Raw genomic sequence first — 22,328 nt, forward strand, 5'->3', positions numbered from 1 at the left:
TGCGACACCCCACCGGGGGCGCGTGACCCAACCGTTGCGCGGGCGCTCCCGGCGGGGTGGTCACCCGCGGCAGGTCCGGTCACTTGTCGACAGCCGGGCGGGGAAAGCCCAGGTCAGGCGCCGGACCGGCGGTCGGCGACCTCGGCGCCCCCGGCGACGCGCCGGCGTGTCGGGCCCGTCTGATGGGATGGCCGGGTGCCTCCGACCCCGCCAGTGACCCCGTCCCCGATCCCGCTGGTGATCGACACCGACCCCGGCATCGACGACGCCCTGGCGGTCCTGCTGGCCCTGGCCAGCCCCGAGGTCGACCTCCGTCTGGTGACCACCGTGCACGGCAACGTCGACCTCGGGGCGACCACCGACAACGCCCTGCGGGTCCTGCACCTGGCCGGCCGCAGCGACGTCCCGGTGGCCGCGGGGGCGCGGTCCTCGCTGGTGGTGCCGCAGCAGCGGCGCGCCGGGCACGTGCACGGCGTCGCGGGGCTGGGCGGCGTCGTCCTGCCGCCGTCGCCGGCCGCCGTGGACCCGCGCCCCGCGGTGACCGCGCTGGCGGACGTGCTGACGGACAGCACCGAGCCGGTCACCGTGGCCGCGATCGGCCCGCTGACCAACATCGCGCTGCTGCTCGCGGTGTACCCGGACGCGGCCGCGCGGATCGGGCGGCTGGTGGTGATGGGCGGGTCGGCGACGCGCGGGGGCAACGTCACCGCCGCGGCCGAGTTCAACATCTGGGCCGATCCGGAGGCCGCGGCCGTGGTGTTCTGCGCCGGGCTGCCCACGGTGATGGTGGGCCTGGACGTCACCCTGCCGACGGTGCTCACCGCCGCGGGCATCGCCCGCTTCGCCGCGGCGGGGCCGGTCGGCGCCCAGGCGGCCGCCGTGCTGGCCCAGTACGTGGACCACGCCCGCACCGCCTACGGCACCGACGGGGTCGTCGTCCACGACGCGCTGGCGCTGACCGAGGCCATCGCCCCCGGGACGTTGGGCACGGTCCCCCGGGACGTCGTGGTCGACACCGGGCCCGGCGCCGGCCGGGGTCAGACCCTGGTGGACCGGCGGGCGCCGTCCGGCTCGCCGACCGCGGTGGCGGTGGCCGAGCACGTCGACGGCGAGGCCGCGGTCGAGTTCCTGGTCGGCCGGCTGGAGCGCCTGGCCGCCTCGCTCAGCTGACCAGCCCCTCGCTGCGCAGCCAGTCGTACGCCACGTCGGCGGGCTCCTCGCCCCCGACGTCCACCCGGCCGTTCAGCCCGATCATCACCTCGTCGGTGAGCAGCGGCGTGATCCCGGCGAAGACGTCGGCGATCCCCGGGTGCTCCTCCAGCGTGCCCGTGAGCACCACCGGGGCGATGTTGTAGGCCGGGAAGTACCCGCGGTCGTCCTCCAGGACGGTCAGGTCCAGGGACGCGATCCGCCCGTCGGTGGTGAAGACCTCGCCGAGGGTGCAGTCGCCCGCGTCGGTGGCGGTGTAGACCGCGCCGGTGTCCAGGACGCGCACGTTCTCCCGGGGCACGCCCTGTGGGTCGCCCAGCGGGATGCCGTACGCCTCGAGCATCGGCTCGAACCCGTCGCTGCGGGTGGCGAACTCGGACTCGACGCAGAAGGTGCGCTGCTCCACCGGCAGGGCGGCGACGTCGGACAGGCTCGCCACCCCGCCCAGCTCGGGCACCGCCTCGCTGCGGACGGCGAAGGCGTAGGTGTTGTTGGCCTCCGCGGGCGGCAGCCAGGTGATCCCGTTGGCGGCGTCCGCGTCGCGCACCGCCTCGTACTGCTCCTGCTGGTCGGGGATGCCCTCGGGCATCGCGAGGTAGTTCAGCCACCCGGTGCCGGTGTACTCCCACTGCAGGTCGATCTCACCGCCGAGCTGTCCGGCCCGGGAGGGGGCCGCGCCGGGGATGTTGGTCCGGTCGGACACGTCGAAACCGGCCACCTGCAGCGCGATGACGGCGATCTTGCCGAGGATCAGCTGCTCGGTGAAGTTCTTCGACCCCACGGTGATCGGCGCGCCGTCGACCCCGGCGATCGGCTGGATCGCCGCGGGCTCCGCCTGTGGGGTGAACGTGCTGGCGCTCTGCAGCCCGCAGCCGGCCAGCAGGGCGGCGACGGACGGCAGGACCACGGCGGCCCGGACGGTGCGCACTCAGAGTCCCTTCGGTCGGGCGACGTGCTCGACGACGCGGCCCAGCCAGTCGACGGCCAGCGCCAGCAGCGCCACGAGCACCGCGCCGGACACCAGCAGCGAGTTCAGCGACAGGGTGATCCCGGTGTTGATCAGCACGCCGAGCCCGCCGCCGTCGATGAAGGTGGCCAGCGTGGCGGTGCCGACCAGCAGCACCAGCGCGATGCGCACCCCGGCCAGCATCACCGGCACGGCCAGCGGGAGCTCGACCCGGAGGAGGACGGCGGGCGCGCTCATGCCCATGCCGCGACCGGCCTCCACCAGCCGGGCGTCGACCTGCTGGACGCCGACCATGGTGTTGCGCAGGACCGGCAGCGCGGCGTAGAGCACCAGCGCGACCACCGTCGTCCGGAAGCCGAACCCGAGCCAGCTGGCCAGCAGGACGAACAGCCCGATCGCCGGCGCCGCCTGGCCGGTGTTCGCGACCGCGAGCACCAGGGGGCTGAGCCGGCGCAGCGGCCGGCGGGTGAGCGCCACCCCGAGCGGGACGGCGATCAGCAGCACCAGGACCGCCGAGGCCACGGTGAGCGCCAGGTGCTCGCGGATGCTGGTCCACAGCGCCGTCGCACCCAGCTGCCGGGCCTCGGTCTCGCTGAGGGTCGCGGTGGTGCGCCACAGCAGGTACCCGGCCACCCCGAGCAGGACCAGCGCCGGCTGCACCAGCAGGGCCCGCCAGCCGCCGCGGGCCTCCCCGGGGGCTGCGGTGTCCCGGTCGTCCTGGACGGCGGCGGCCGGGTCCAGCTGCGCGGGCGGGACCGTGGCGGCGGTCATCCGGCCACCGCCGCACGGGTGCGCTGGATCGCGGCCATCACGCTCTCCACGGTGAGCACCCCGGCCAGGCCGTCCCGCCCGCTCATGACGACCACACCGCCCTGGCTGGCGGCGAGCATGGTGTCCAGGGCGTCGTTGAGGGTGGAGCGCAGCCCGACCACGGGGAGCCGGTGGTCGACGGTGGCCGGCACCGTCGTGGTCCGGCTGAGCTCGGCGACCGTGGGCCAGCTGACCGGCCGGCCCCGCTCGTCGAGGACCACCACGAAGTCGTCGCCGGCGGCCCGGGCCACGGCCAGGACGGCGATCGAGTCGGCCCCGACGGTGGCCGTGGTGACCCGGCGCAGCTCCACGTCCGCCACCCGGGTGAGGGTGAGCTGCTTGAGGGTGGCCCCCGCCCCCACGAAGTCCGCGACGTACTCCTCGGCCGGGTCGGCCAGGATCGCCTCGGGCCGGTCGTACTGGGCGATCCGGGCGCCGACGTCGAAGACCACGATGCGGTCGCCGAGCTTGACCGCCTCGTCGAAGTCGTGGGTGACGCAGACGATGGTCTTGCCCAGCTCCTCCTGGATGCGCAGCAGCTCGTCCTGCAGGCGCACCCGGGTGACCGGGTCGACCGCGCCGAACGGCTCGTCCATCAGCAGCACCGGCGGGTCGGCGGCCAGTGCCCGGGCGACCCCCACCCGCTGCTGCTGCCCGCCGGACAGCTCGCGGGGGTAGCGGTCGCGGTAGGTGGCCGGGTCCAGCCCGACCAGGTCGAGCAGCTCCTCGATGCGGTCGGCCACCCGGCGCCTGTCCCAGCCGAGCATCTTCGGGACCAGCCCGACGTTGGTCGCCACGGTCATGTGCGGGAAGAGCCCGCCGGCCTGGATCACGTATCCGATCCGCCGGCGCAGCCGGTCGGGGTCCTGGGCGGTGACGTCCTCGTCGCCGAGCAGGATCCTCCCGCTGGTGGGCTCGATGAGCCGGTTCAGCATCTTCAGCAGCGTGGTCTTGCCGCAGCCCGACGGGCCGACGAAGGCGACCGTCTCCCCGGCGGGGATCTCCAGTGTCACGGCGTCGACGGCCGGCCGGTCCTGGCCGGGGTAGCGCTTGGTCACCCCCTCCAGCCGGATGGGCAGGCCGCTGGTCCGCCGTCCGGCGGTGTGCACGTCAGACACGGATCCCCCTGGGGGTGGTGAGTCGGCCGGCCACCACGAGCAGCAGGTCGAGGACGAGGGCCAGCAGGACGACGGCGATCGTCCCGGTGAGCGCGGAGTTGAGTGCGTTGGCGCCGCCCAGCCGGGAGAGGCCGGTGAAGATGAAGCCACCGAGGCCGGGACCGAGCACGTAGGCGGCGATCGCCGCGATCCCCATGACCATCTGCGTCGAGGTCCGTACCCCGGCCAGGACCACCGGCCAGGCCAGCGGCAGCTCCACCCGCAGCAGCGTCGCGGCCCGGCCCATCCCCATGCCGCGGGCGGACTCGACCAGGGACCGGTCGACCCCGGCCAGCCCGACCACGGCGTTGCGCAGGACGGGCAGCGCGGCGTAGAAGGTCACCGCGACGACCGCCGGGGTGATGCCGAAGCCGAACGGCGCCAGGAGGATGCCCAGCAGCGCGAAGGCCGGGATGGTCAGCCCGACGGCCGAGACGCCGTTGGCCACCGCGGTCGCGCGCGGGTCGCGGTACACGAGCACGGCGACGGCCAGCGCGAGGAGCGTGCCCAGCAGCACGCACTGCACCACCAGGCTGAGGTGCTGCAGCGCCTGGTAGGCGATCTGGGCACGGCGTTCGACCACGTAGTCCCACATGGGTCCGTCTCCTGTCCGCATCGCCCGGTGCCGGGCGCGTCGGCGGCCGGGGCCCCGCACGTCCCGGGCCGGGACGGTGGGAGGGCCGGCGCCTGGTCTCGGACGGCCCCCGCCCGCCGCTCCGCGGGGTCACGCGGCGTCCGTTGACGCTGCCACGCCCGCCTCGGCCGACGCGACCCGAGCGGGGTCCGGCGGGCTCCAGGACCGGCCGGCGGCGGGCCGCGGCGACGCTCCCGGGACCCCAGACGATGCACGGAACGACGGCGTCCGCCACCATGGGGGCCGGCGGAGACACCGCCGCAGAGGGGGGCACTGTGACCGGACTGGTCTGGCCGTCGGCGCCGATCCCCGCGGAGCGGGGCGACGAGTGGCGATGGTCGCTGCCCACGGTGCACGACGCCTCCCGCGTGCGGATGGACCTGCGGGCCCGGCTGGCGCACCCCTCCCTCGCCGCGCGGTCGACCGACGACGCCCGTGAGGGACTGCTGCTGGTCTTCGAGGAGCTGTCGTCCAACGCGCTGCGGCACGGCGGCGGCGACGTCCAGGCGGTCATCGTGACCAACGCCGCCTGCTGGTTGATCGTGCTCAGCGACGAGGCCCCCGACGCCCCGCCCCGACCCGCGGTCGACCGCGACCCGGCCTTCGGCGGGATGGGGCTGCCGATGGTGGCCCAGCTGTCCATGGACTACGGCTGGGCCAGCGAGGCCGGCCGCAAGCACGTCTGGGCGCGGCTCCCCTCCGGGCTCGAGGTCGCGTCGGTGCCGCGCCCGCGCAGCTCCACCGCCAACGACTGAGGTACCGCCCGGCTCAGCGCAGCACGTCGACCCGGTCGAAGCCCTCCGCGGGAGTGGGCGGGACCAGCCGCCCGGCGGCGGCGAACAGGCCGACCGGCGGCACCCGCGCCGTGCCGGTCCGGCGGTCGTTGCGGTCCCGGCAGACCGCCAGGGGCACGTCCAGGAACACCGCCCGGACGGGGACGCCGGCCGCCCGGGCCAGCTCGACCAGCGGCGCCCGCTCGGCCGGCGACGGGTTGGTGTTGTCCACCACGACCGCCGCCCCCTCGGCGAGCAGCCCGGCGACCACCCGGCGCTGCCGGGCCTCCCGGTGCCGGGCCCGCGGCCAGTGGTCCTTGCTGACGACGGTGTGCCCGGGCAGGTGCTCGGCCACCCAGGTGGACTTCCCGGCACCCTGCAGCCCGACCATCACCACCAGCTCCTGAGGCCCCGTCCCAGGCACCGCCCCGGACTCGCCAAGGGCGGGGAGGACGGGGTCCGTCACGAGGCGGTGGCCCGCAGCGGCCGAACCGGCGCGTCGTCGTCCTCGGCGGGACGTGGGGCGGGGTGCTCCACCAGGGCCAGCACCCGGCCGGACATGAACCGCGCCGTCCGCACCGGGGTGCCGCCGCGGGTCACCTCGGCCACCTCCACGACGCCCCGGCCCTGGGTGGTCTCCACCCGGCGCCCGGCGCGCGTCGCGCTGATGTCGTACGTGCGCGTGCTGCCCCCCGCGTCGATCACGATCTCCACCCGGTCACCCTTCACGGGGTCCTCCCTCGCTGCTGTAGGTGTCCGGTACAACGCTCCGCGGGAGGTCCTGATTCCGCGCTGACCTGCGGAGATGCTCCTCGGGGGCGGGCCCGGGCACCCGTCCGGGACGCGTCGAGGATTGCGCGGCGGGGAGACCGGGCACCGGGCCACCAGTTGCCCACAACAGGAGGAGGAGCCGTGTTCCCGGCCGAGAACATCCGTGACTGGCGCACGCTGAACGTGATCGACCCGGAGGGCTCGAAGATCGGGACGCTGGAGTCGGTCTACGTGGACACCGCGACCGACCAGCCCTTCTTCGCCTCGGTGACCACCGGGTTCATCGGCCGGCACAAGCTCACCTTCGTGCCGCTGACCGGCGCCACCGTGGCCCCCGACCACATCCGGGTGACGGTCACCAAGGACCTGACGAAGAACGCCCCGTCGATCGACACCGACGGCGAGCTCACCGCCGACCGGGAGCCCGAGGTGTTCGCGCACTACTCGCTGCCCTACACCCCGGGCGTGCGCCGGCTCGCCCGCCGCTGAGCGCGGCCCGGTCCGGTCGACCTAGCCGGTTCTCCGGGCCGTGAACAGGCCGGCGGCGTCGCGCAGGCTCTTGGTGGGCCGCAGCCACGCGCCGTCCGGCGGCAGCGCGTCCAGCCGGACCCGGTCCAGCGGCGCCGCGAACGCGCCGGGCACGTCCTCGATGTCGATGAAGTGGATGAGCTCGGAGCTGATCGCGTAGCCGGCGACCTCGCTGAAGGCGACGACGACCACCTCGGTGCCGCTGCGGGCGAGGTCCTCCAGCGGCTCGGCGAAGTTGCGCCCGTCGCCGGAGAAGACGACGAGGCGGCGGAGCGCGTGGCTGTGCGTCCGGACGCTGATGTGGTCGAGCATCGACTGGTCGATGTCGTCGTCCGGCTGCGTCTTCGGGCGGGCGAACACGGCGTACCCGAAGCTCCGCAGCGCTTCCACCCAGCGCTGCAGCGACGTGGCGTGCTGCGGCGGCACGTTGGCGAAGACGCAGGCCTCGACCTCGGGGGCGCCGGGTGCGGTCGGGTCACCCGCCCCGTCGACGAACCAGGCGGCGATCGCGTCGAACCGTGGCCGGGACGCGGCCGTCGGCCGGGCGCCGATCACGTTGGCCAGGGTCATGTCGATGTTCGGGGCGTCCCAGACCAGCAGGTCCAGCGCGGGCGGCGCGGCGCTGGAGCCGTCGGCGTAGCCGTCCGTGGACAGGATCCCCGGCTCGAGGGTGTCGGTCACCGGCCCAGTGTGCCGGGCGCCGGGTCCGGAGGGGACTCCCCGTCCGGGGGAGCCGGCCGGCCCCGGGTCGGCCTCGGGCAGCGGACGTGGCGGGCCGGCCGGTGCCGTCGCCCGTCGGCCCCGACGGCGCAGCCGGTCCCCGGTGCCCACCTCACAGCGCTCCGACGGCGGCACGGTCGACGACGGGGCCGACCGCCGTCCCGGCCGGCAGCGTCCCGAGGACCCCGTACGCGTCGCCGTCCAGCCGGCTGGCGCAGTACGCGTCGGCGACCGGAGCGGGGGCGTGCCGCAGGAGCAGCGCGGCCTGCAGGCAGGTCGCCAGGGCGCCGGCGACCCGCCGGGCCCGTAGCGGCAGCTGGTCGGCGTCGGCGAGCTCCGCGTGCAGCCGCCGGACCGCGGCGTCGAAGCGGGGGTCGGCCCCCGCGGCGAGCGCGAGCTCCGCGGTGACCGCCTCCAGCGGGGCCGACCCGCGGCCCAGCGCCCGGAGCACGTCGAGGGCGATGACGTTCCCCGACCCCTCCCAGATGGAGTTCAGCGGGGCCTGGCGGTAGAGCCGGGGCAGCCCGGACTCCTCGACGTAGCCGTTCCCGCCGAGCACCTCCAGCGCCTCGGCGACGGCGGCCGGCGCGCGCTTGCAGACCCAGAACTTGGCGACCGCGCCGGCCAGCCGGAGCAGGTCGGTCTCACCGGCGTCCTGCGCCGCGGCCAGCCGGACGGCCAGCACCGTGGCCGCCTCGCTCTCCACGGCCAGGTCGGCGAGCACGTTCTGCATGAGGGGCTGGTCGACCAGCCGGGCGCCGAAGGCGCGGCGGTGCCGTGCGTGGTGCAGCGCCTGGGTGAGCGCGGCCCGGACGGTGGCCGCGGACCCCAGCACGCAGTCCAGCCGGGTGGTGGTGACCATCTCCAGGATGGTGGGGACCCCGCGGCCCGGCTCACCGAGCAGGAACCCCGTCGTCCCGTCGAACTCCACCTCCGAGGAGGCGTTGGAGCGGTCGCCCAGCTTGTCCTTGAGCCGCTGCAGCCGGAAGACGTTGCGCTCGCCCCCGGGCAGCACCCGGGGGACGACGAAGCAGGACAGGCCCTCGTCGAGCTGCGCGAGCACGAGGAACAGGTCGCTCATCGGCGCGGAGGTGAACCACTTGTGCCCGGTCAGGGCGTGGCTGCCGTCCCCGCGGGGCACCGCCCGGGTGGTGGTCGCCCGGACGTCCGAGCCGCCCTGCTTCTCGGTCATCCCCATGCCCGCCACCAGTCCGGCCTTGCCCGCCGGGTCGGTGAGCCCGGGCTGGTAGGCGCGGCGGGTCAGCCCCGGCCCGTAGGCGGCGGCGAGGTCGGAGGATCGGCGCAGCGCCGGGACGGCGGCGTAGGTCATGGTCACCGGGCACGCGTGGCCCGCTTCGACCTGGGTCCACCCCAGGTAGCCGACCGCCCGGCGCACGTGCGCGTGGCGGTCGCCCGCCGCGGCGTCCGCCCACGGCGCCCCGGCCAGGCCGTGCCGGACGGCGGCGTCCATCAGCTGGTGCCAGGCCGGGTGGAACTCGACCTCGTCGACCCGGTGGCCGTACCGGTCGTGGGTGCGCAACCGGGGCGGGTTCTCGTTGGCCAGCCGTCCCCACTCCTGCGCCTGGTCACTGCCGGCGAGGCGGCCCAGGTCGGCCAGCGAGGCGAGCGTGTCCGGCCCGGCGTGCCGCCGGCAGGCCTCGGCGAGCACGACGTCACCGGCGATCGGGTCGTGGCCGGTGAGCGGCGGCGCCTGGTTGGTCACCTCATGCGTGACGCTCATGGGGGCACCGTACGAGACGGGCGCCCGGCCCCGGCTCAGGAGCGGACGAGGCGCTGCAGCGCGAGCAGGGTGAGCGGCGCGTAGCCGGCGACCAGCGGCGCGGCGCCGCGCAGCCGGGTGCCGGTGGTGGCCCCGCCGTCCGGCCCGGGGGAGACCCAGTGCCGCAGCTGCAGGCGGACCGGTCCCACGAAGACCGACCAGGTCCACACCCGGCTGGCGTCGTCCACCTCGTCCACGACGAAGGGCAGCGTGACGCCCAGCGGGCTGCGGACCCGGCCGGTGACGCCCTGGCCGATGCGCTCGGCCTCGGTGACGACGCCCATGATCTGCGGCGACCACTCCGGCCACCGGCCGACCACGCGGTAGCGGTCCCAGGCCTCCGCGGGGGTGACCGGTCCGGTGGCGTGCAGCGTCAGGGTGGTCACCAGGTGCGGATGCCCGCCCAGGTGCCCCGTGACACCCGGGCGGGCCAGGCGGCGATCCGCCCCCGAGAGGGACCGACGCCTGTTCCGCACGAGGGGAGGACCGCCCGGGTGCCGCAGGGACACCCGGGCGGCCGAGCCGCGATCCGCCCCCGAGAGTGATCGCGACCCGTCCGACGGCCGGGGCCGCCGGAGGGCGGCCGAGCCGGCCGAGCTGTGGACCGGCGGCGGAGGTGCCGCCCGGTCAGGAGGGGAGTGCCGTCCGGGGAGCGGCGCAGCGCTCCGCCGGTTGCTGCAGGGGGCAGCGGGGGATGTCGACGGCGTCACTGACCGACGCCGGAGCGCCCCGCCCGGGGCCGGTCAGGCAGGCGGGGTGGGCGGCTCGGAGACCGAGCCGAGCAGCGGCGTGTCCGCCGCTGAGGGGACGACCAGGCCGACCAGGGCCGGTGCGCCGACGAGGTCCGGGAGCATGGCCGACGGCACGGTCGGCGTACCGGCCCTCGTCGACCCGGACCCGCCGGAGGGCGCGCCGGCCGGCTCTGCCGGGACGGTGGGCACGGGCAGCGGGCCGGTCGGCGTGCTGGCGGGGGGCGCCGCGGGGGCCGCGGCGGGAGCGTGCGTGCCGGCGGACGAGGTCAAGGGCGGGACGGCCGACCGGACGGTCGCGGTCCGCAGGCCCCTGCGCAGCACGTCTCGGCCGTCGAGGACCGTCACGGCAGCTGCCGTCGGGGCGGCGGCGGGGACCACCGCGTGCGTGTGGACGGCGGGCGCCGGCGGGACACCGGGGACCGGGAGCGTCGGGGCCTCGAGGGCAGGGACCGGGAGGGCAGGGACGTCAGCGGCCGGGAGGACGGCGGGGACCTCGACGGACCCAGTGTCGACGGACGGAGCCTGGCCGACGGGGGCCGGGACCAGCGGGGCCGGGACCGGAGGCACGGAGTCCAGCGGCGGGGGGTCGAGAGGTGCGGCGCCCAGAGGCGCCGACACCAGCGGGGCCTCGACCAGCGGTGTGACAGCCGCCGGGAGCTCCTGGACGACCGGCGGTGCGCCGGGCAGCTCCGGCAGGGCCGGTCCCGTCACGGACACGTCCACGACCGGCTGGACCGCGGGGACCTCCGGAGCGACAGGGTCCGTCACCTCGACGACCCCATCCGGGACGACCACATCGACGACCGGCTCAACCGGCTCGACCGCGGGCACCTCCGGCACGACCACGTCCACGACCGGCTCCACCACCGGGTCCGCCACCGGCTCGGCCGGCTCCACGGCGGGGAGCTCAGGCACCACCGGCTCCACCACGTCCACGACCGGGTCCACCACCGGCTCGACCGGCTCGACCGGCTCCACCACGTCCTCGACCGGCTGGACCACATCGACAACCGGCACGACCGGCTCGACCGCGGGCACCTCCGGCACGACCACGTCGACAACCGGCTCCGGCACCGGATCCACCACGGGCTCGACCGGCTCGGCCTCGGGAACCTCCGGCACGACCACGTCGACAACCGGGTGCACCACCGGATCCACCACCGGCTCGACCGGCTCCACCGCGGGAACCTCAGGCACCACCGGCACGACCACGTCCACGACCGGATCCACCACCGGCTCGACCGGCTCCACCGCGGGAACCTCAGGCACCACCGGCACGACCACGTCCACGACCGGGTCCACCACCGGCTCCACCACCGGCTCGACCGGCTCCACCACGTCGACAACCGGGTCCACCACCGGCTCGACCGGCTCCACCGCGGGAACCTCAGGCACCACCGGCTCCACCACGTCGACAACCGGCTCCACCACCGGCTCGACCGGCTCGACCGGCTCCACCGCGGGAACCTCAGGCACCACCGGCTCCACCACGTCGACAACCGGCTCCACCACCGGCTCGACCGGCTCGACCGGCTCCACCGCGGGAACCTCCGGCACCACCGGCTCCACCACGTCGACAACCGGCTCCACCACCGGCTCGGCGTCCTCGACGACCTCGGCCCCGCGCTCTACCGCGTCCTGCGGCTCTTCGACCGGCTCTGCCGGGACGTCCACGGACTCGACCGGGGCCTTCGGCTCGTCCGCAGCGGCGTCCTCAGCGGCCTGCGGCTCCTCGACCTCGACGTCCTCGACAGCGACGTCCTCGACGTCCTCGACGTCCTGGTCGTCCGTGACCTCTTCGATCGCCTCGTCCCCGACCGCCTCGACCACGACTTCGGTCGCGGGCAGGTCGGAGTCCGCGGCCTGGGCGACACCTCCGGCCAGCCCCACCGCGACACAGCCACCGAGGGTCAGGCCGGCACCGACCACGGCGCGACGGCACCAGGACCAGCGGGATGGGTCCCGCTCACCTGTGGCCCGCTGCGCGTCGCGCACGTCCACAGGGGTAGGCAGAACTGGTGATCGCTAACCCCTGTGGGCCGAACTCATCATGACGTCCGCCCGGTTCCACGTGGAACCGGGCGCGGGCGGTGATCAGACGGGCGGGCCGCCCAGCAGCAGGAAGCGCAGCAGCTGCACCGCCACGGTGGTCGTGCGCTGCCGCACGGCCTCCCGAGAGCCGGGCAGGACGAGCGACCGGGTGGCCGTGCCCTCGGGGCCGACGACCGCCAGGTGCACCGTGCCGACCGGCTTCTCCGCCGTCCCGCCGCCGGGCCCGGCGATGCCGGTGACCCCGACCCCGACGTCGGCCCCGAACCGCCGGCGGGCCCCCTCGGCCAGTTCCAGCGCCACCTCGGGGCTGACCGCGCCGACCTCGGCCAGGGTCTCCTCCGGCACGTCCAGCAGGTCGGTCTTCGCCGCGTCGGCGTACGCGGTGACCCCGCCGAGGACCCATGCCGACGACCCCGCGCGGGCGGTCAACCGGGCCGACAGCAGCCCGCCGGTGCAGGACTCGGCCGTCGCGACGGTCCACCCCCGGTCGGCGAAGCCGCCGGCGACCAGGTCGTCCACGGTGGGGCCGGTGCTGAACAGCGTGTCCCCGAAGTCCGCGCGCACTGCCGCGACCAGCCGGTCGTAGGCGGCGGCGGCCGGCGGACCGAACCGGGTCACGATCTCCAGCTCGCCGTCCCGCAGGCAGGTGGTGACCTCCAGACCGGCCAGCTCGTCATCGACCCGGCGCAGCGTGGCGGCCAGCTCGGACTCCGGCGTCCCCCACAGCCGGAGCGTCTCCTGCCGCAGCTCCGGGGCGGAGGCGAGCACGGCGCGCACCGGCTCGGACGCGACCGCGGCCGGCCACATGCCCTGCAGCTCCGACGGCGGGCCGGGGAGCACGACCACCGGCGGACCGCTGCGCCCGTCCGCGGCCGTGACGACGAGGCCCGGCGCGGTGCCCACCGGCTCGAGCACCGTCGCCCCGGCCGGCACGCGGGCCTGTTTGGCCACCCCGGCGGCGGTCGCGGCCGGGTCGGCGCGCCAGCCGCGGCGGGCCATCAACGTCGCAACGATCGCCCCGACGCGCTGCTCCAGCGCCGGGTCCACGGCCGACGGCCGGCCCTGCGCGTCCCCGACGACCTGGGCGGTCAGGTCGTCCGCCGTCGGGCCGAGACCGCCGGTGGTGACGACCAGGTCGGCTCCCGCCCCGGCCAGGAAGGTCAGCGCCGAGCGGAGGTCCTCCGGCCGATCGCCGACGGTGACGACCGCGGCCACGTCGACGCCCAGCTGCCGGAGCTGCTCGGCCAGCCACGGCCCGTTGCGGTCGGCCACCCGGCCGGTCAGGACCTCGGTGCCGGTGACCACGATGCCTGCGCGCACTGCCACCCGCCGACAGTAGGACGCCACCGGGCCGGCAGCAGACCGGCGCGGCTCGGGCCGTCCTGCCGTCCCCGCCGGACCGCGCCGATACCGTGGCCTGACCGGTCGGCCAGCAGCCGGTCGGCGCACCACCCGCCAGCCCGGAGGACAGATGAGCCAGCCGCACCCGCCGCGTCCGGAGGACCCGCCGGCGCAGCCGAGCCAGCAGCAGGACCCACCGACCCGGTCGATCCCGGTGGTCAGCCCTGGCGCGGCGTACGAGCCGCAGCCGGGTGAGCCGCGGCCGGCGTTCCTGTCCGCGCCCGACCCGGCGGCCCAGCAGGCGCCGCCGCCGTCCCCGCCCACGACGGCGGTCCTGCCCGCGGCCGGCGCCCCCCAGGCCGCGCAGGGCGCACCGCCCCCGGCCCCGGCACCGGCCGGACCGGTCTGGCCCCAGCCCGGTCCGCCCCCGGCCCCCGGCCCCGACGCGGGCGCCGGTCCGGACGCCGCGGCCCCGCCGCAGTCGACGGGGCCGCTGGACTTCGTCCCCGGCTTCTCCACCCCGGCGCCGCCGGACCCCCCGGCGGGCAGCACAGCGGTGACCGGGCCCGGGACGCCGGCCGGGGACGACGGAGGCCCCGAGGCCGGGAGCCCGGGCGCGGGCACCCGGGCGCGCGCCGCGGGCCGGGCCCTCGGCGCGCGGCTGGGCAGCGGCCTGCAGTCCGGGCGGCAGAGCGGCCGCGGGCTGGACCGGCGGGTGCTGGCCGGCCTCGGCCTGGGCGTCCTGGCGCTGGTCGTGCTCGAACTGGGCCTGACCATGGACTCGGGAGACCGGTCGCTGTGGTCGGCGGTGCCCAGCTGGTCGGCGTTCGCCACGGTGGCGGCGGTGGTGGCCCTGGTCCCGCTGCTGCTGTCCCTCGCCCCGCAGCGGCTCCCGGCCCGGACGGCGTGGCGAGTGGGCGCCGCGGGTGCCGCCGGGCTCGGCGCCTTCTGGGTGCTCATCGGGCTGCCGCTGGTGGCCAGCGACCGCGGGTTCCTGCTGACGGCGGCGCTGGCGCTGGCCGCCGGAGCCGTGTGGCTGGCCCCGGGCCGGGAGGGGTGAGCCGCCGGCTGCGGGCCTGGCTGGCGGCCGCCGCGGTGTGCGCCGCCGCCTCGCTCGGCCTCCCGTGGGCCGTCGTGCCCACCGGTACGGGCACACCGGCCGTGCTCACCGGCGGGCAGCTGCCGGCCCGGGTGGCCGTCGTCGCCGGCGTCGTCCTGGTGGCCGCCGGGCTACGGAGCGGCCGGGACGGGCTGCTCCGCCTGGCCGTCCTCGCCGGCGCCGCCGGAGTGCTGTCCGGCGCGCTGTCCCCCTCCCCCGGCCGGGTCGCCCTCGTGGTGGCCGTCGGCTGCCTCGTCGCCGGGCTGCGTGCCGACGGCCGGCCGCTCGTCCCGGGCCGCCCGCCGTCCTGAGCCGTCGCGGGCGCTGCGCTCAGCCCTGCGGGTGCACCCGCAGTGCCAGGAGGGCGACGTCGTCCTCGACCGCCCCGGCCAGCTCGGTGAGCAGCCGGTCGCACAGCTGCTCCAACGGCAGTCGCGCGCCGTCGGTGACCACGCCGGTCAGCCACGCCAGCCCGGCGTCGAGCGACACGCCGCGGCGCTCGATCAGCCCGTCGGTGTAGAAGAGGACGGTCGAACCCGGCGTCAGCGCCAGCGCGTGGTCCACCCGTTCGGCGTCGGGGTCGACGCCGAGCAGCAGGTCCGGCGCCCGCTCCAGCACGTGGACCGTCCCGTCCGGGTCGATGAGCAGCGGGGGCGGGTGCCCGGCGTTGGACCAGCGCAGCACCCGCAGTCCGCGGCGGGCGTCGTCCTCGGTCTGCTCGACGGTGGCGAGGACGGCGGTGGCCAGCGTCCCGACGTCCAGGTCCTCGATCGCCCGGTCCAGCGCGGTCAGCACCCCGGCCGGGCGGTCCGGCCGGCAGTGCGCGATGCCGCGCAGCACGTTGCGCACCTGCGCCATGGCCGCGGCGGCGTACCGGTCGTGCCCGGTCACGTCGCCGATGACCAGCGCCGTGCGCCCGTCACGCAGCAGGAAGGCGTCGTACCAGTCGCCACCCACCTGGGCCAGGCTCGCCGCCGGGACGTAGCGGACGGCAATCTCCAGGTCGTCGGGCTGCGGCGGCTCGGTGAGCAGGCTGCGCTGCAGCGCCTCGGCCATGCCCTGCACGGCGGCATGCGCCTGCCGCTCGGTCTCCCGGGTCCGGATCCGGTCCAGCGCCTGGGCGCACTGCGCGGCGAAGGCGACCAGCAGGTCCAGCTCGTCCGCGGCGAACCGCCGGGGCTGCAGCCAGGCCACGCTCAGCGAGCCCAGCCGCCGTCCGCCGCTGAGCAGCGGCACGGCCACCCAGGCCTCGGCGCCGGTGCTGGCGATCACCTCGCGCATCGCCGGCGAGAAGGCCTCGGTGGCGGCGCGGTCGGGCAGCACCACCGTCCGTCCGGTCCGGGCCGCCACGCAGCCGGGGTAGGGCGCGTCCCACGGCAGCAGCCCGTCGCCCCCTCCGGCGGCCGGCCGCAGCCCCTCGCTCATCACCAGCCGCACCAGGTGCTCGTCGACCGGCACCGCCACCGCGCCGCCGTGCGCCCCGAGCGCGGCCAGGCCGCCCTCGGTCACCACCCGGATCAGCTCCTCGACCGTCTCCGCGCCGCTCATGGTCAGCGCGACGCGGGCCAGCGCGGCCAGCCGCCGGGCGGTGACCGCCTCGGCCTCGCGCGCCGCCTCGAGCTCCACCCCCCGGGCGTGCAGGTCGGTCTCCACCTCCAGCACCCGCCGCCGCCAGGCCGCCGCACCGTCGAGGCCACCGGCCGGGTCGACGTCCTCCTCGGCGTCCCCGACGGGGTCGCTCCGCCGGTGCACGTAGTCGGTGATGTCCTGCGCCCGCTGCAGCACGTACCGGCAGCTCCCGTCCGGGCCGGGGACGGGGATGCTGATCAGGCTCCAGAACCGCCGGGTGAAGCCGCCGTCCGGTGCGGGGATGTCGTACTCCTGGACCGGCATGGTGTCCGGCCGGCCGGTGTCCCGGGCCCGCTCCAGCGAGGCGCGGACCTTGGCGACGCCCCCGTCGGCGTCGGTGGGGTTGGGGTTGCCGGGGAAGGCCTCGAACACCGGCCTGCCCACGAGGTCGGCCAGGGAGCGCCCGGTGGTGGCCAGGTAGGCGGGGTTCGCGTCGACGATCACCAGGTCGGGGTCGAGCACCAGGTAGGGCGTGGGCATCGCCTGGAAGACGGCGGCGTAGTCGGTCCTGCGGCGCTCCACCCGGGTCCCTGCTCGACTGGCCACGTTCCCCCGCGTCCGACCCACCGGACAGCGCCGGTCTGCGCTGGGCGGCGAACATACCGCTCCGCCGGGTGCCCGCGGAGGCATCCCGACGCGACCCGCTCAGCGGTCGGCGCCCGCGCCCCGTCCCTTGCTGCCGCCGGTCGCACCGTCCCCGTTGCCGCCGCCCGGGGTGGCCGATCCGCTCGACCCGTTGCCCGGGTTGCCCGACGACGGCTCCCCGCCGTCAGGGTCCTCGCCGCCCTCGGAACCGTCGCCGCCGTCGCCGCCGTCGCCCTCGTCGCCGTCCGGCTCCTCGGGGGCCGTGGTGCCGGCCCCGGTGCCCGGGTCGGCGTCCTCCCCGGCCGTCGGTGACGGCTCGGTGGTGGTCGGTCCACCGGTGACGGGGGCCCCCGCGTCTGTGGTGCCGGCCGCTGGGTCGGGGGCCGGGGGTGCCGGCTCGGTGGTGGCCGGCGGCGCCGTGGTCCCGGCCGGCTCGTCGACGACGGTGTCCACCGACGGCTGTTCGCGCCGCTGGGGCTCGGGGTCGGCCACCGGCGGGGCCACGGCGTAGCGGATCAGCACGAGGTCGCCGCGGCGCACCTCCCCGTCCCCGGGCGTCAGGTCCAGGACCAGCGAGGGGGCGAGATCGGCGGTCTCCACGCCCTCGGTCTGCACCAACAGGCCCAGCGCCTCGAGCTCGGCCCGCACCTGGTCCAGCGGCCGCCCGGCGTACCCGCCCGGCGCCAGCGGGACCACCGGCTCGCCGCTCGAGGTGGACGGCTGACCGGCGACCGCTGCGGCCTCCGCCGTCGCCCCGGTGCTGCTGGTCGGCGCCAGCTGCTGGACGACGGTGCCGGCGATCCCGGCGCCGAGCAGCAGCGCCGCCACCGGGACCAGCACCCGGCCCAGCCGGTGCCGGACCGGGGCCGGCGCCACCGCCACGACGGCCGGCGAGGTGCCGGTCGTCCCGGCAGCCGTCGCCCCGGCCGCCGTCGTCCCGGCGCCGGGCAGGCCGCCGGGGGCCAGCCAGATGCTCATCGTGTCGGTGTGCTGGACCGGCGGCAGGACCGCGCCGGCCACGACGTCGTCCACCGCGGCGACGAGGGCGTGGCCGTCCGGGATGCGGTGCGCCGGGTCCTTCACCAGACAGTGGTCGATCAGCGAACGCACCCCGGCCGGGACGTCGTCGGGCAGCGGATCGGGCTGGTCGCGGAGCTGGCGGACGGCGATGGCCACCGAGTTGTCGCCGTCGAAGGCCTTGTGCCCGGCCAGGCACTCGTACCCGACCATGCCCAGGGAGTAGACGTCGCTCGCCGGCGTCGCGTGCGAGCCGGACGCCGCCTCGGGCGAGAGGTACGCCGCGGTGCCGATGACCTGACCGGTCTGGGTCAGCGGCACGCTGCCGGCCGACCAGGCGATGCCGAAGTCGGTGATCTTCACCGTGCCGTCCTCGCAGACCAGCACGTTGCCCGGCTTGACGTCGCGGTGGACGACGCCGGCGGCGTGCGCCGCGCCCAGGGCACTGGCGGTCTGCCGGAGGACGTCGAGGGTGGCCTCGGGGGTCAGCGCGCCGGTGCGGTCCAGCAGCGAGGACAGCGACTCGCCCTCGACCAGCTCCATGACCAGGTAGGCCAGGCACTCCCCCGACCCGTCGAGCGCGGTCTCCTCGCCGTAGTCGTAGACCGCGGCGATGTTGGGGTGGCTGAGCGCCGCGGCGTGCTGGGCCTCGGCACGGAACCGGGCCCGGAACAGCGGGTCACCGGTGTACTCGCTGCGCAGCACCTTGACCGCGACGGGCCGGCCCAGCAGCAGGTCCTGGGCCCGCCACACCTGGCCCATCCCGCCGGTGGCCAGCAGTCCGCCCAGTTCGTAGCGGTTCCCGAGGCTGGTCCTCGCGGGCTCCACCACGTCCGTTCGTCCCCCTCGTCCTGCCGTCGCCGGCGCGTCGCCCGCCGGTCGGCGGGCCGGGCGCGACTGGCGCAACCAGGTCAGCGGTTGCCCGCTTCCTGGTGCTGCCACACATCACAGTGGCGGATGGGGCAGGAGTGCACGGTACCGCGCGCGCGTCCACCCCCCATCGAGTGAGCTCAGCCCCCGTGCCGGGCGGCGAGTCGGGCCCCGGCCGCGGTCAGCCAGCGCGCCGGATCGGCCATCGCCGCCTCCGCCGAACCGGCGAGGTCGGTGAGCGACACGGCCTCGGCGACCGGGAGGGGCCCGTCGGCGACGACCCGGCCGGCGACGACGGTCACCGGCACGCCGTGCGCGGCCGCGCGGGCGACGAGGTCGCCGACGACCTTGCCGCGCATCGACTGGGCGTCGAACTGGCCTTCGCCGGTGACCGCGAGGTCCGCGCCGGTCAGCGCGTCGTCCAGTCCGGCCGCGGCGGCGACGGCCCCCGCGCCGCTGACGAACTCCGCACCCCAGCAGGCGGCGAAGCCGAAGGCCGTCCCGCCGGCGGCGCCGGACCCGGGAGCCTCACGGTCGCCCCCCAGCAGGTCGGCCAGCCGGGCCAGTGCCGCGTCCAGCTCGCGGACCTGCTCGGGGGTGGCGCCCTTCTGCGGACCGAACTGGCCGGCCGCGCCCAGCGGGCCGAGCAGCGGGGCGGTCACGTCCACCAGGCACTGCACGCCGCCCGGCGGCGGCGGGGTGAGGCCGTCGAGGTCCACCCGGGCCAGCCGGGCGAGCGCGCCGCCGCCCGGCGGGAGCTCCGCGCCGTCGGCGTCGGTGAACCGGGCACCGAGGGCGGCCAGCGCCCCGGTGCCGCCGTCGGTGGTGGCCGACCCGCCGAGGGTGAGCATCACCCGCCGCACGGCGGGCTCGGCGACGACGGCGGCGAGCAGCTCACCGAGTCCCCGGGTGGTGGCGTGCAGGGGGTCGGGCTCCCGGAGCAGGGGGAGCCCCGCGGCGCGGGCCATCTCGACCACGGCGGTGCCGTCGGGCAGCAGCAGCCAGGCCGCCCGGACCGGCCGGCCGTCGGGCCCGGTGACGTCCTCGGCGCGCCAGCAGTCCTCGGGCAGGTCATGGCCGAGGGCGTCCAGGGTGCCCTCGCCGCCGTCGGCCAGCGGGCAGGTGCGCAGCTCGTCCTGCGGGCGGCGGCTGCGCCAGCCGGCGGCGAGCGCGTCGGCGGCCGCGGCGGCGCCCAGCGTGCCCTTGAAGGAGTCGGGTGCGAGCACCACCCGCATCGTCCGGCCGGGATCCCCGCTCATGGGGCCGACCCTAGGGCGTCGACCCCGCGTGCCGGCGGCGCACCTCGCGCTCCCGGGCCCGGGAGCGGCAGTCCGGGCAGAAGCAGCGGTGCCCCTCCTCGTAGAGCCGGAGCAGTTCGACGGCGAGCGCGCCGCCCGCCGGCGGCGCCGGCCGGCCGGCGCGGACGGGCCGGCGCTGCAGCCGACGACGTCGGACGGGTGCGATGGACGACGACACGTGCGACGTCATGGCGCTCACTCCTCCCGGTGCCCCACCGCGGCGGGACCGGTCCTCCTCGGGACACCGCGATGCTCCCGCCGGGGTACGACGGTTCCGGGCGCCCGGCGTTGATCGCGGGAGGACCAGTCCCGATGATGGGCGGATGCCGCCTGCCGAGTCCGCTGCCGTCCCCGCGCTCACCGCCGTGATCGGTGGTGGCCGGATGGGCGCCGGCATCGCCCAGGCGTTCCTCGGGGCCGGCGCGCGGGTGACCGTGGTGGAGGCCGGGGAGGCGGCCGCCGAGGCCGCCCGCGGCCGGGTCGCCGAGGGCCTCGAGGAGGCCGCCCGCCGCGGGAAGCTGTCCGGGGACGTCGGGACGGCGCTGTCCCGGCTGACACTGGTCGACTCCGCGGCCGACCTCGAACGGGCCACCGGCCTGGTGGTGGAGGCGGTACCGGAGCGGGCCGACGTGAAGGTCGCCGTCCTCACCGCCGCCGAGTCCGCCGTCGGACCGGACGCGGTGCTCGCCACCAACACCTCCTCCCTGTCGGTGACCGAGCTGGCCGCCGCGCTGCGGCGCCCGGCGCGGTTCCTGGGGCTGCACTTCTTCAACCCGGTGCCGGCGTCGAAGCTGGTCGAGGTGGTGGTGGCGCCGGAGACCGCCCCCGAGGTGGTGGACACCGCCCGGGGGTGGGTGCGGGCGCTGGGCAAGACCGACGTCGTGGTCCGCGACTCCCCCGGCTTCGCCTCCTCCCGGCTCGGCGTCCTGCTGGGCCTGGAGGCCATCCGGATGCTGGAGGAGGGCGTCGCCGACGCCGAGGCCATCGACGCGGCCATGGAGCTGGGCTACCGGCACCCGATGGGCCCGCTGCGGTCCACCGACCTGGTCGGGCTGGACGTCCGGCTGGCCATCGCCGAGTACCTGGCCAGCACGCTGGGCGACCGCTTCTCCCCGCCGCAGCTGCTGCGTGACAAGGTGGCCGCCGGGGAGCTCGGCCGGAAGACCGGCCGCGGCTTCCACGACTACTCCTGAACGAGAGGACGACGTTGTCCGAGCCCACCGTCACCCGCGAGGACGCCGACGGCGTCGCCGTCCTGACCCTGCAGCGGTCGATGCTGTCCCGGGCGCTGCGCGCCGAGCTGATGGCCGCCGTGCAGGCGGTCGGGTCCGACGAGTCGGTCCGCGCGGTGCTGCTGACCGGGACGGGCCGGGCGTTCTGCGTGGGCCAGGACCTGGCCGAGCACGTGGAGTCCCTGCGCGGGGACGCGGCGCAGTCGCTGTCGGTGGTCGAGGACGAGTACAACCCGCTGGTCCTGGCGCTGTCGGCGCTCCGGGTGCCGCTGGTGGTCGGCATCAACGGCGCCTGCGCGGGGGCCGGGCTCGGGCTGGCGCTTGCCGGTGACCTGCGGGTGGCCGCGGCGGGGGCCAAGTTCACCACCGCGTTCGCCGGCATCGGGCTGTCCAGCGACTCGGGGCTCGCGTCCCGGCTGGTGCACTGCGTGGGCGGCTCGCGGGCGACCGAGCTGCTGCTGCTGCCCGAGCCGTTCACGGCCGAGACCGCCGGGACGTGGGGGCTGGTGCACCGGGTGGTGGCACCGGAGCAGGTGCTGCTCGAGGCCCGGGCGCTGGCCGCCCGGCTGGCCGTGGGGCCGACCCTGGCCTACCGCGCGATCAAGCGGGTCCTCGCGTCGGCGGCCACCGACCGCCTGGAGGACACCCTCGCCCTGGAGGCGGAGCTGCAGACGGCGCTGGGCGCCACCCGGGACCACCGCGAGGCGGTCGAGGCGTTCCTCGCGAAGCGGCCGCCGGAGTTCACCGGCAGCTGAGCTCAGCGAGTCCGGGCCTGGGTCTCGCAGACCCGGCAGACGTCGGTGCCGGCCACCGGCCAGGAACGCTCGGTGGCCACCCGGGCGAGGACGCCGCAGAGGGTGAGCTCGCAGGCGCCGTCGACCTCGGCCGGGTCGCGGTGCACCTCGACGGCGTGCCAGAGGGCGGCGGTGGGTCCGTGCGCCCGGCTGCGGGCGGCGGCGACGGTGGCGATGTCCACGATGGCGGTCTTCCTCGAGGCGATGGCGGCGGTCACCCCCCTGTTGTCGGCACCGGGCGCCGACTGCTGGAGTACCGATGTGCCGCTCCCCTCGAAGGGGGGTGTGCACCGCCCGACCCGCATCCGGA

The 22,328-nt window shown here is 76.8% G+C and carries 23 protein-coding genes; 7 read left to right on the forward strand and 16 right to left on the reverse strand.

Annotation, left to right across the window (positions count from 1 at the left end):
• Positions 1 to 213 precede the first annotated feature (213 nt).
• Positions 214 to 1,170: a nucleoside hydrolase gene (locus ACWIX6_RS00305; RefSeq protein ID WP_448614849.1), complete on the forward strand. Its 957-nt coding sequence runs from the start codon at positions 214 to 216 to the stop codon at positions 1,168 to 1,170.
• Here ACWIX6_RS00305 and ACWIX6_RS00310 read toward each other — a convergent pair.
• From ACWIX6_RS00310 to ACWIX6_RS00325, 4 genes are read right to left on the reverse strand one after another with little or no spacing between them, the layout of a single operon-like run.
• Entirely contained in the window at positions 1,163 to 2,137 is a 975-nt protein-coding gene (locus tag ACWIX6_RS00310) for a glycine betaine ABC transporter substrate-binding protein (protein ID WP_448614850.1), read from the reverse strand. The genes ACWIX6_RS00305 and ACWIX6_RS00310 overlap by 8 nt on opposite strands.
• Positions 2,138 to 2,947, reverse strand: a complete 810-nt coding sequence (locus tag ACWIX6_RS00315) for an ABC transporter permease (RefSeq protein ID WP_448614851.1) — start codon at positions 2,945 to 2,947, stop codon at positions 2,138 to 2,140.
• A complete protein-coding gene (locus ACWIX6_RS00320; protein ID WP_448614852.1) occupies positions 2,944 to 4,104 on the reverse strand; it encodes an ABC transporter ATP-binding protein in 1,161 nt (386 codons plus the stop codon). The genes ACWIX6_RS00315 and ACWIX6_RS00320 overlap by 4 nt, the downstream gene beginning before the upstream one ends.
• A complete protein-coding gene (locus ACWIX6_RS00325) occupies positions 4,097 to 4,738 on the reverse strand; it encodes an ABC transporter permease (RefSeq protein ID WP_448614853.1) in 642 nt (213 codons plus the stop codon). Before ACWIX6_RS00325 ends, ACWIX6_RS00320 begins: the two co-directional genes overlap by 8 nt.
• 314 nt (positions 4,739 to 5,052) lie before the next feature.
• Here ACWIX6_RS00325 and ACWIX6_RS00330 point away from each other — a divergent pair, with 314 nt between their 5' ends.
• On the forward strand, positions 5,053 to 5,532 hold the full coding sequence (locus ACWIX6_RS00330) for an ATP-binding protein (RefSeq protein WP_448614854.1): 480 nt from the start codon (positions 5,053 to 5,055) through the stop codon (positions 5,530 to 5,532).
• A gap of 13 nt (positions 5,533 to 5,545) precedes the next feature.
• Here the strand turns inward: ACWIX6_RS00330 and ACWIX6_RS00335 are convergent, their stop codons facing one another.
• On the reverse strand, positions 5,546 to 5,941 hold the full coding sequence (locus ACWIX6_RS00335) for an AAA family ATPase (RefSeq protein ID WP_448614855.1): 396 nt from the start codon (positions 5,939 to 5,941) through the stop codon (positions 5,546 to 5,548).
• Positions 5,942 to 6,012: 71 nt separating this feature from the next.
• Entirely contained in the window at positions 6,013 to 6,279 is a 267-nt protein-coding gene (locus tag ACWIX6_RS00340; RefSeq protein ID WP_448614856.1) for a hypothetical protein, read from the reverse strand.
• A 183-nt stretch (positions 6,280 to 6,462) separates the two neighbouring features.
• Between ACWIX6_RS00340 and ACWIX6_RS00345 the strand changes: the two genes are divergently transcribed.
• Entirely contained in the window at positions 6,463 to 6,810 is a 348-nt protein-coding gene (locus tag ACWIX6_RS00345; RefSeq protein WP_448614857.1) for a PRC-barrel domain-containing protein, read from the forward strand.
• A gap of 21 nt (positions 6,811 to 6,831) precedes the next feature.
• On the opposite strand, the gene ACWIX6_RS00350 is transcribed toward ACWIX6_RS00345, so the two are convergent.
• The 5 genes from ACWIX6_RS00350 to ACWIX6_RS00370 all read right to left on the reverse strand — a co-directional run bounded on the left by ACWIX6_RS00350 (position 6,832) and on the right by ACWIX6_RS00370 (position 13,479).
• On the reverse strand, positions 6,832 to 7,530 hold the full coding sequence (locus ACWIX6_RS00350) for an NYN domain-containing protein (RefSeq protein ID WP_448614858.1): 699 nt from the start codon (positions 7,528 to 7,530) through the stop codon (positions 6,832 to 6,834).
• Positions 7,531 to 7,681: 151 nt separating this feature from the next.
• Entirely contained in the window at positions 7,682 to 9,310 is a 1,629-nt protein-coding gene (locus ACWIX6_RS00355; protein WP_448614859.1) for an acyl-CoA dehydrogenase family protein, read from the reverse strand.
• A 35-nt stretch (positions 9,311 to 9,345) separates the two neighbouring features.
• Positions 9,346 to 9,735: an SRPBCC family protein gene (locus ACWIX6_RS00360; protein WP_448614860.1), complete on the reverse strand. Its 390-nt coding sequence runs from the start codon at positions 9,733 to 9,735 to the stop codon at positions 9,346 to 9,348.
• Between the two features lie 357 nt (positions 9,736 to 10,092).
• Positions 10,093 to 12,030, reverse strand: coding sequence for a hypothetical protein (locus ACWIX6_RS00365; RefSeq protein ID WP_448614861.1), 1,938 nt, complete (start codon positions 12,028 to 12,030; stop codon positions 10,093 to 10,095).
• Positions 12,031 to 12,195: 165 nt separating this feature from the next.
• The gene (locus ACWIX6_RS00370) at positions 12,196 to 13,479 is read right to left on the reverse strand and encodes a competence/damage-inducible protein A (RefSeq protein WP_448614862.1); all 1,284 of its coding nucleotides are present in this window, start codon (positions 13,477 to 13,479) and stop codon (positions 12,196 to 12,198) included.
• Between the two features lie 145 nt (positions 13,480 to 13,624).
• Between ACWIX6_RS00370 and ACWIX6_RS00375 the strand changes: the two genes are divergently transcribed.
• Together ACWIX6_RS00375 and ACWIX6_RS00380 are read left to right on the forward strand one after the other, a co-directional pair.
• A complete protein-coding gene (locus ACWIX6_RS00375) occupies positions 13,625 to 14,554 on the forward strand; it encodes a hypothetical protein (protein ID WP_448614863.1) in 930 nt (309 codons plus the stop codon).
• Positions 14,551 to 14,904 (forward strand): hypothetical protein, encoded by a 354-nt coding sequence (locus ACWIX6_RS00380; protein WP_448614864.1) that lies wholly within the window; start codon positions 14,551 to 14,553, stop codon positions 14,902 to 14,904. The genes ACWIX6_RS00375 and ACWIX6_RS00380 overlap by 4 nt, the downstream gene beginning before the upstream one ends.
• Before the next feature lie 19 nt (positions 14,905 to 14,923).
• Here the strand turns inward: ACWIX6_RS00380 and ACWIX6_RS00385 are convergent, their stop codons facing one another.
• The 4 genes from ACWIX6_RS00385 to ACWIX6_RS00400 all read right to left on the reverse strand — a co-directional run bounded on the left by ACWIX6_RS00385 (position 14,924) and on the right by ACWIX6_RS00400 (position 20,182).
• Positions 14,924 to 16,744 carry a SpoIIE family protein phosphatase gene (locus ACWIX6_RS00385; protein WP_448614865.1) on the reverse strand — a complete coding sequence of 607 codons (1,821 nt, stop codon included), beginning with the start codon at positions 16,742 to 16,744 and terminating at the stop codon, positions 14,924 to 14,926.
• Positions 16,745 to 16,867: 123 nt separating this feature from the next.
• Positions 16,868 to 18,655 (reverse strand): serine/threonine-protein kinase, encoded by a 1,788-nt coding sequence (locus ACWIX6_RS00390; RefSeq protein WP_448614866.1) that lies wholly within the window; start codon positions 18,653 to 18,655, stop codon positions 16,868 to 16,870.
• 179 nt (positions 18,656 to 18,834) lie between these two features.
• A complete protein-coding gene (locus tag ACWIX6_RS00395; protein WP_448614867.1) occupies positions 18,835 to 19,953 on the reverse strand; it encodes a glycerate kinase in 1,119 nt (372 codons plus the stop codon).
• A 10-nt stretch (positions 19,954 to 19,963) separates the two neighbouring features.
• A complete protein-coding gene (locus tag ACWIX6_RS00400) occupies positions 19,964 to 20,182 on the reverse strand; it encodes a hypothetical protein (protein ID WP_448614868.1) in 219 nt (72 codons plus the stop codon).
• 133 nt (positions 20,183 to 20,315) lie between these two features.
• Here ACWIX6_RS00400 and ACWIX6_RS00405 point away from each other — a divergent pair, with 133 nt between their 5' ends.
• Complete coding sequence (locus ACWIX6_RS00405) at positions 20,316 to 21,185, forward strand: 3-hydroxyacyl-CoA dehydrogenase family protein (protein WP_448614869.1); 870 nt, start codon at positions 20,316 to 20,318, stop codon at positions 21,183 to 21,185.
• Positions 21,186 to 21,199: 14 nt separating this feature from the next.
• Positions 21,200 to 21,979: an enoyl-CoA hydratase-related protein gene (locus ACWIX6_RS00410; RefSeq protein ID WP_448614870.1), complete on the forward strand. Its 780-nt coding sequence runs from the start codon at positions 21,200 to 21,202 to the stop codon at positions 21,977 to 21,979.
• Between the two features lie 2 nt (positions 21,980 to 21,981).
• Here the strand turns inward: ACWIX6_RS00410 and ACWIX6_RS00415 are convergent, their stop codons facing one another.
• Complete coding sequence (locus ACWIX6_RS00415; protein ID WP_448614871.1) at positions 21,982 to 22,236, reverse strand: hypothetical protein; 255 nt, start codon at positions 22,234 to 22,236, stop codon at positions 21,982 to 21,984.
• Between the last annotated feature and the right edge of the window lie 92 nt (positions 22,237 to 22,328).

The organism is Modestobacter sp. URMC 112 (genome assembly GCF_053502575.1).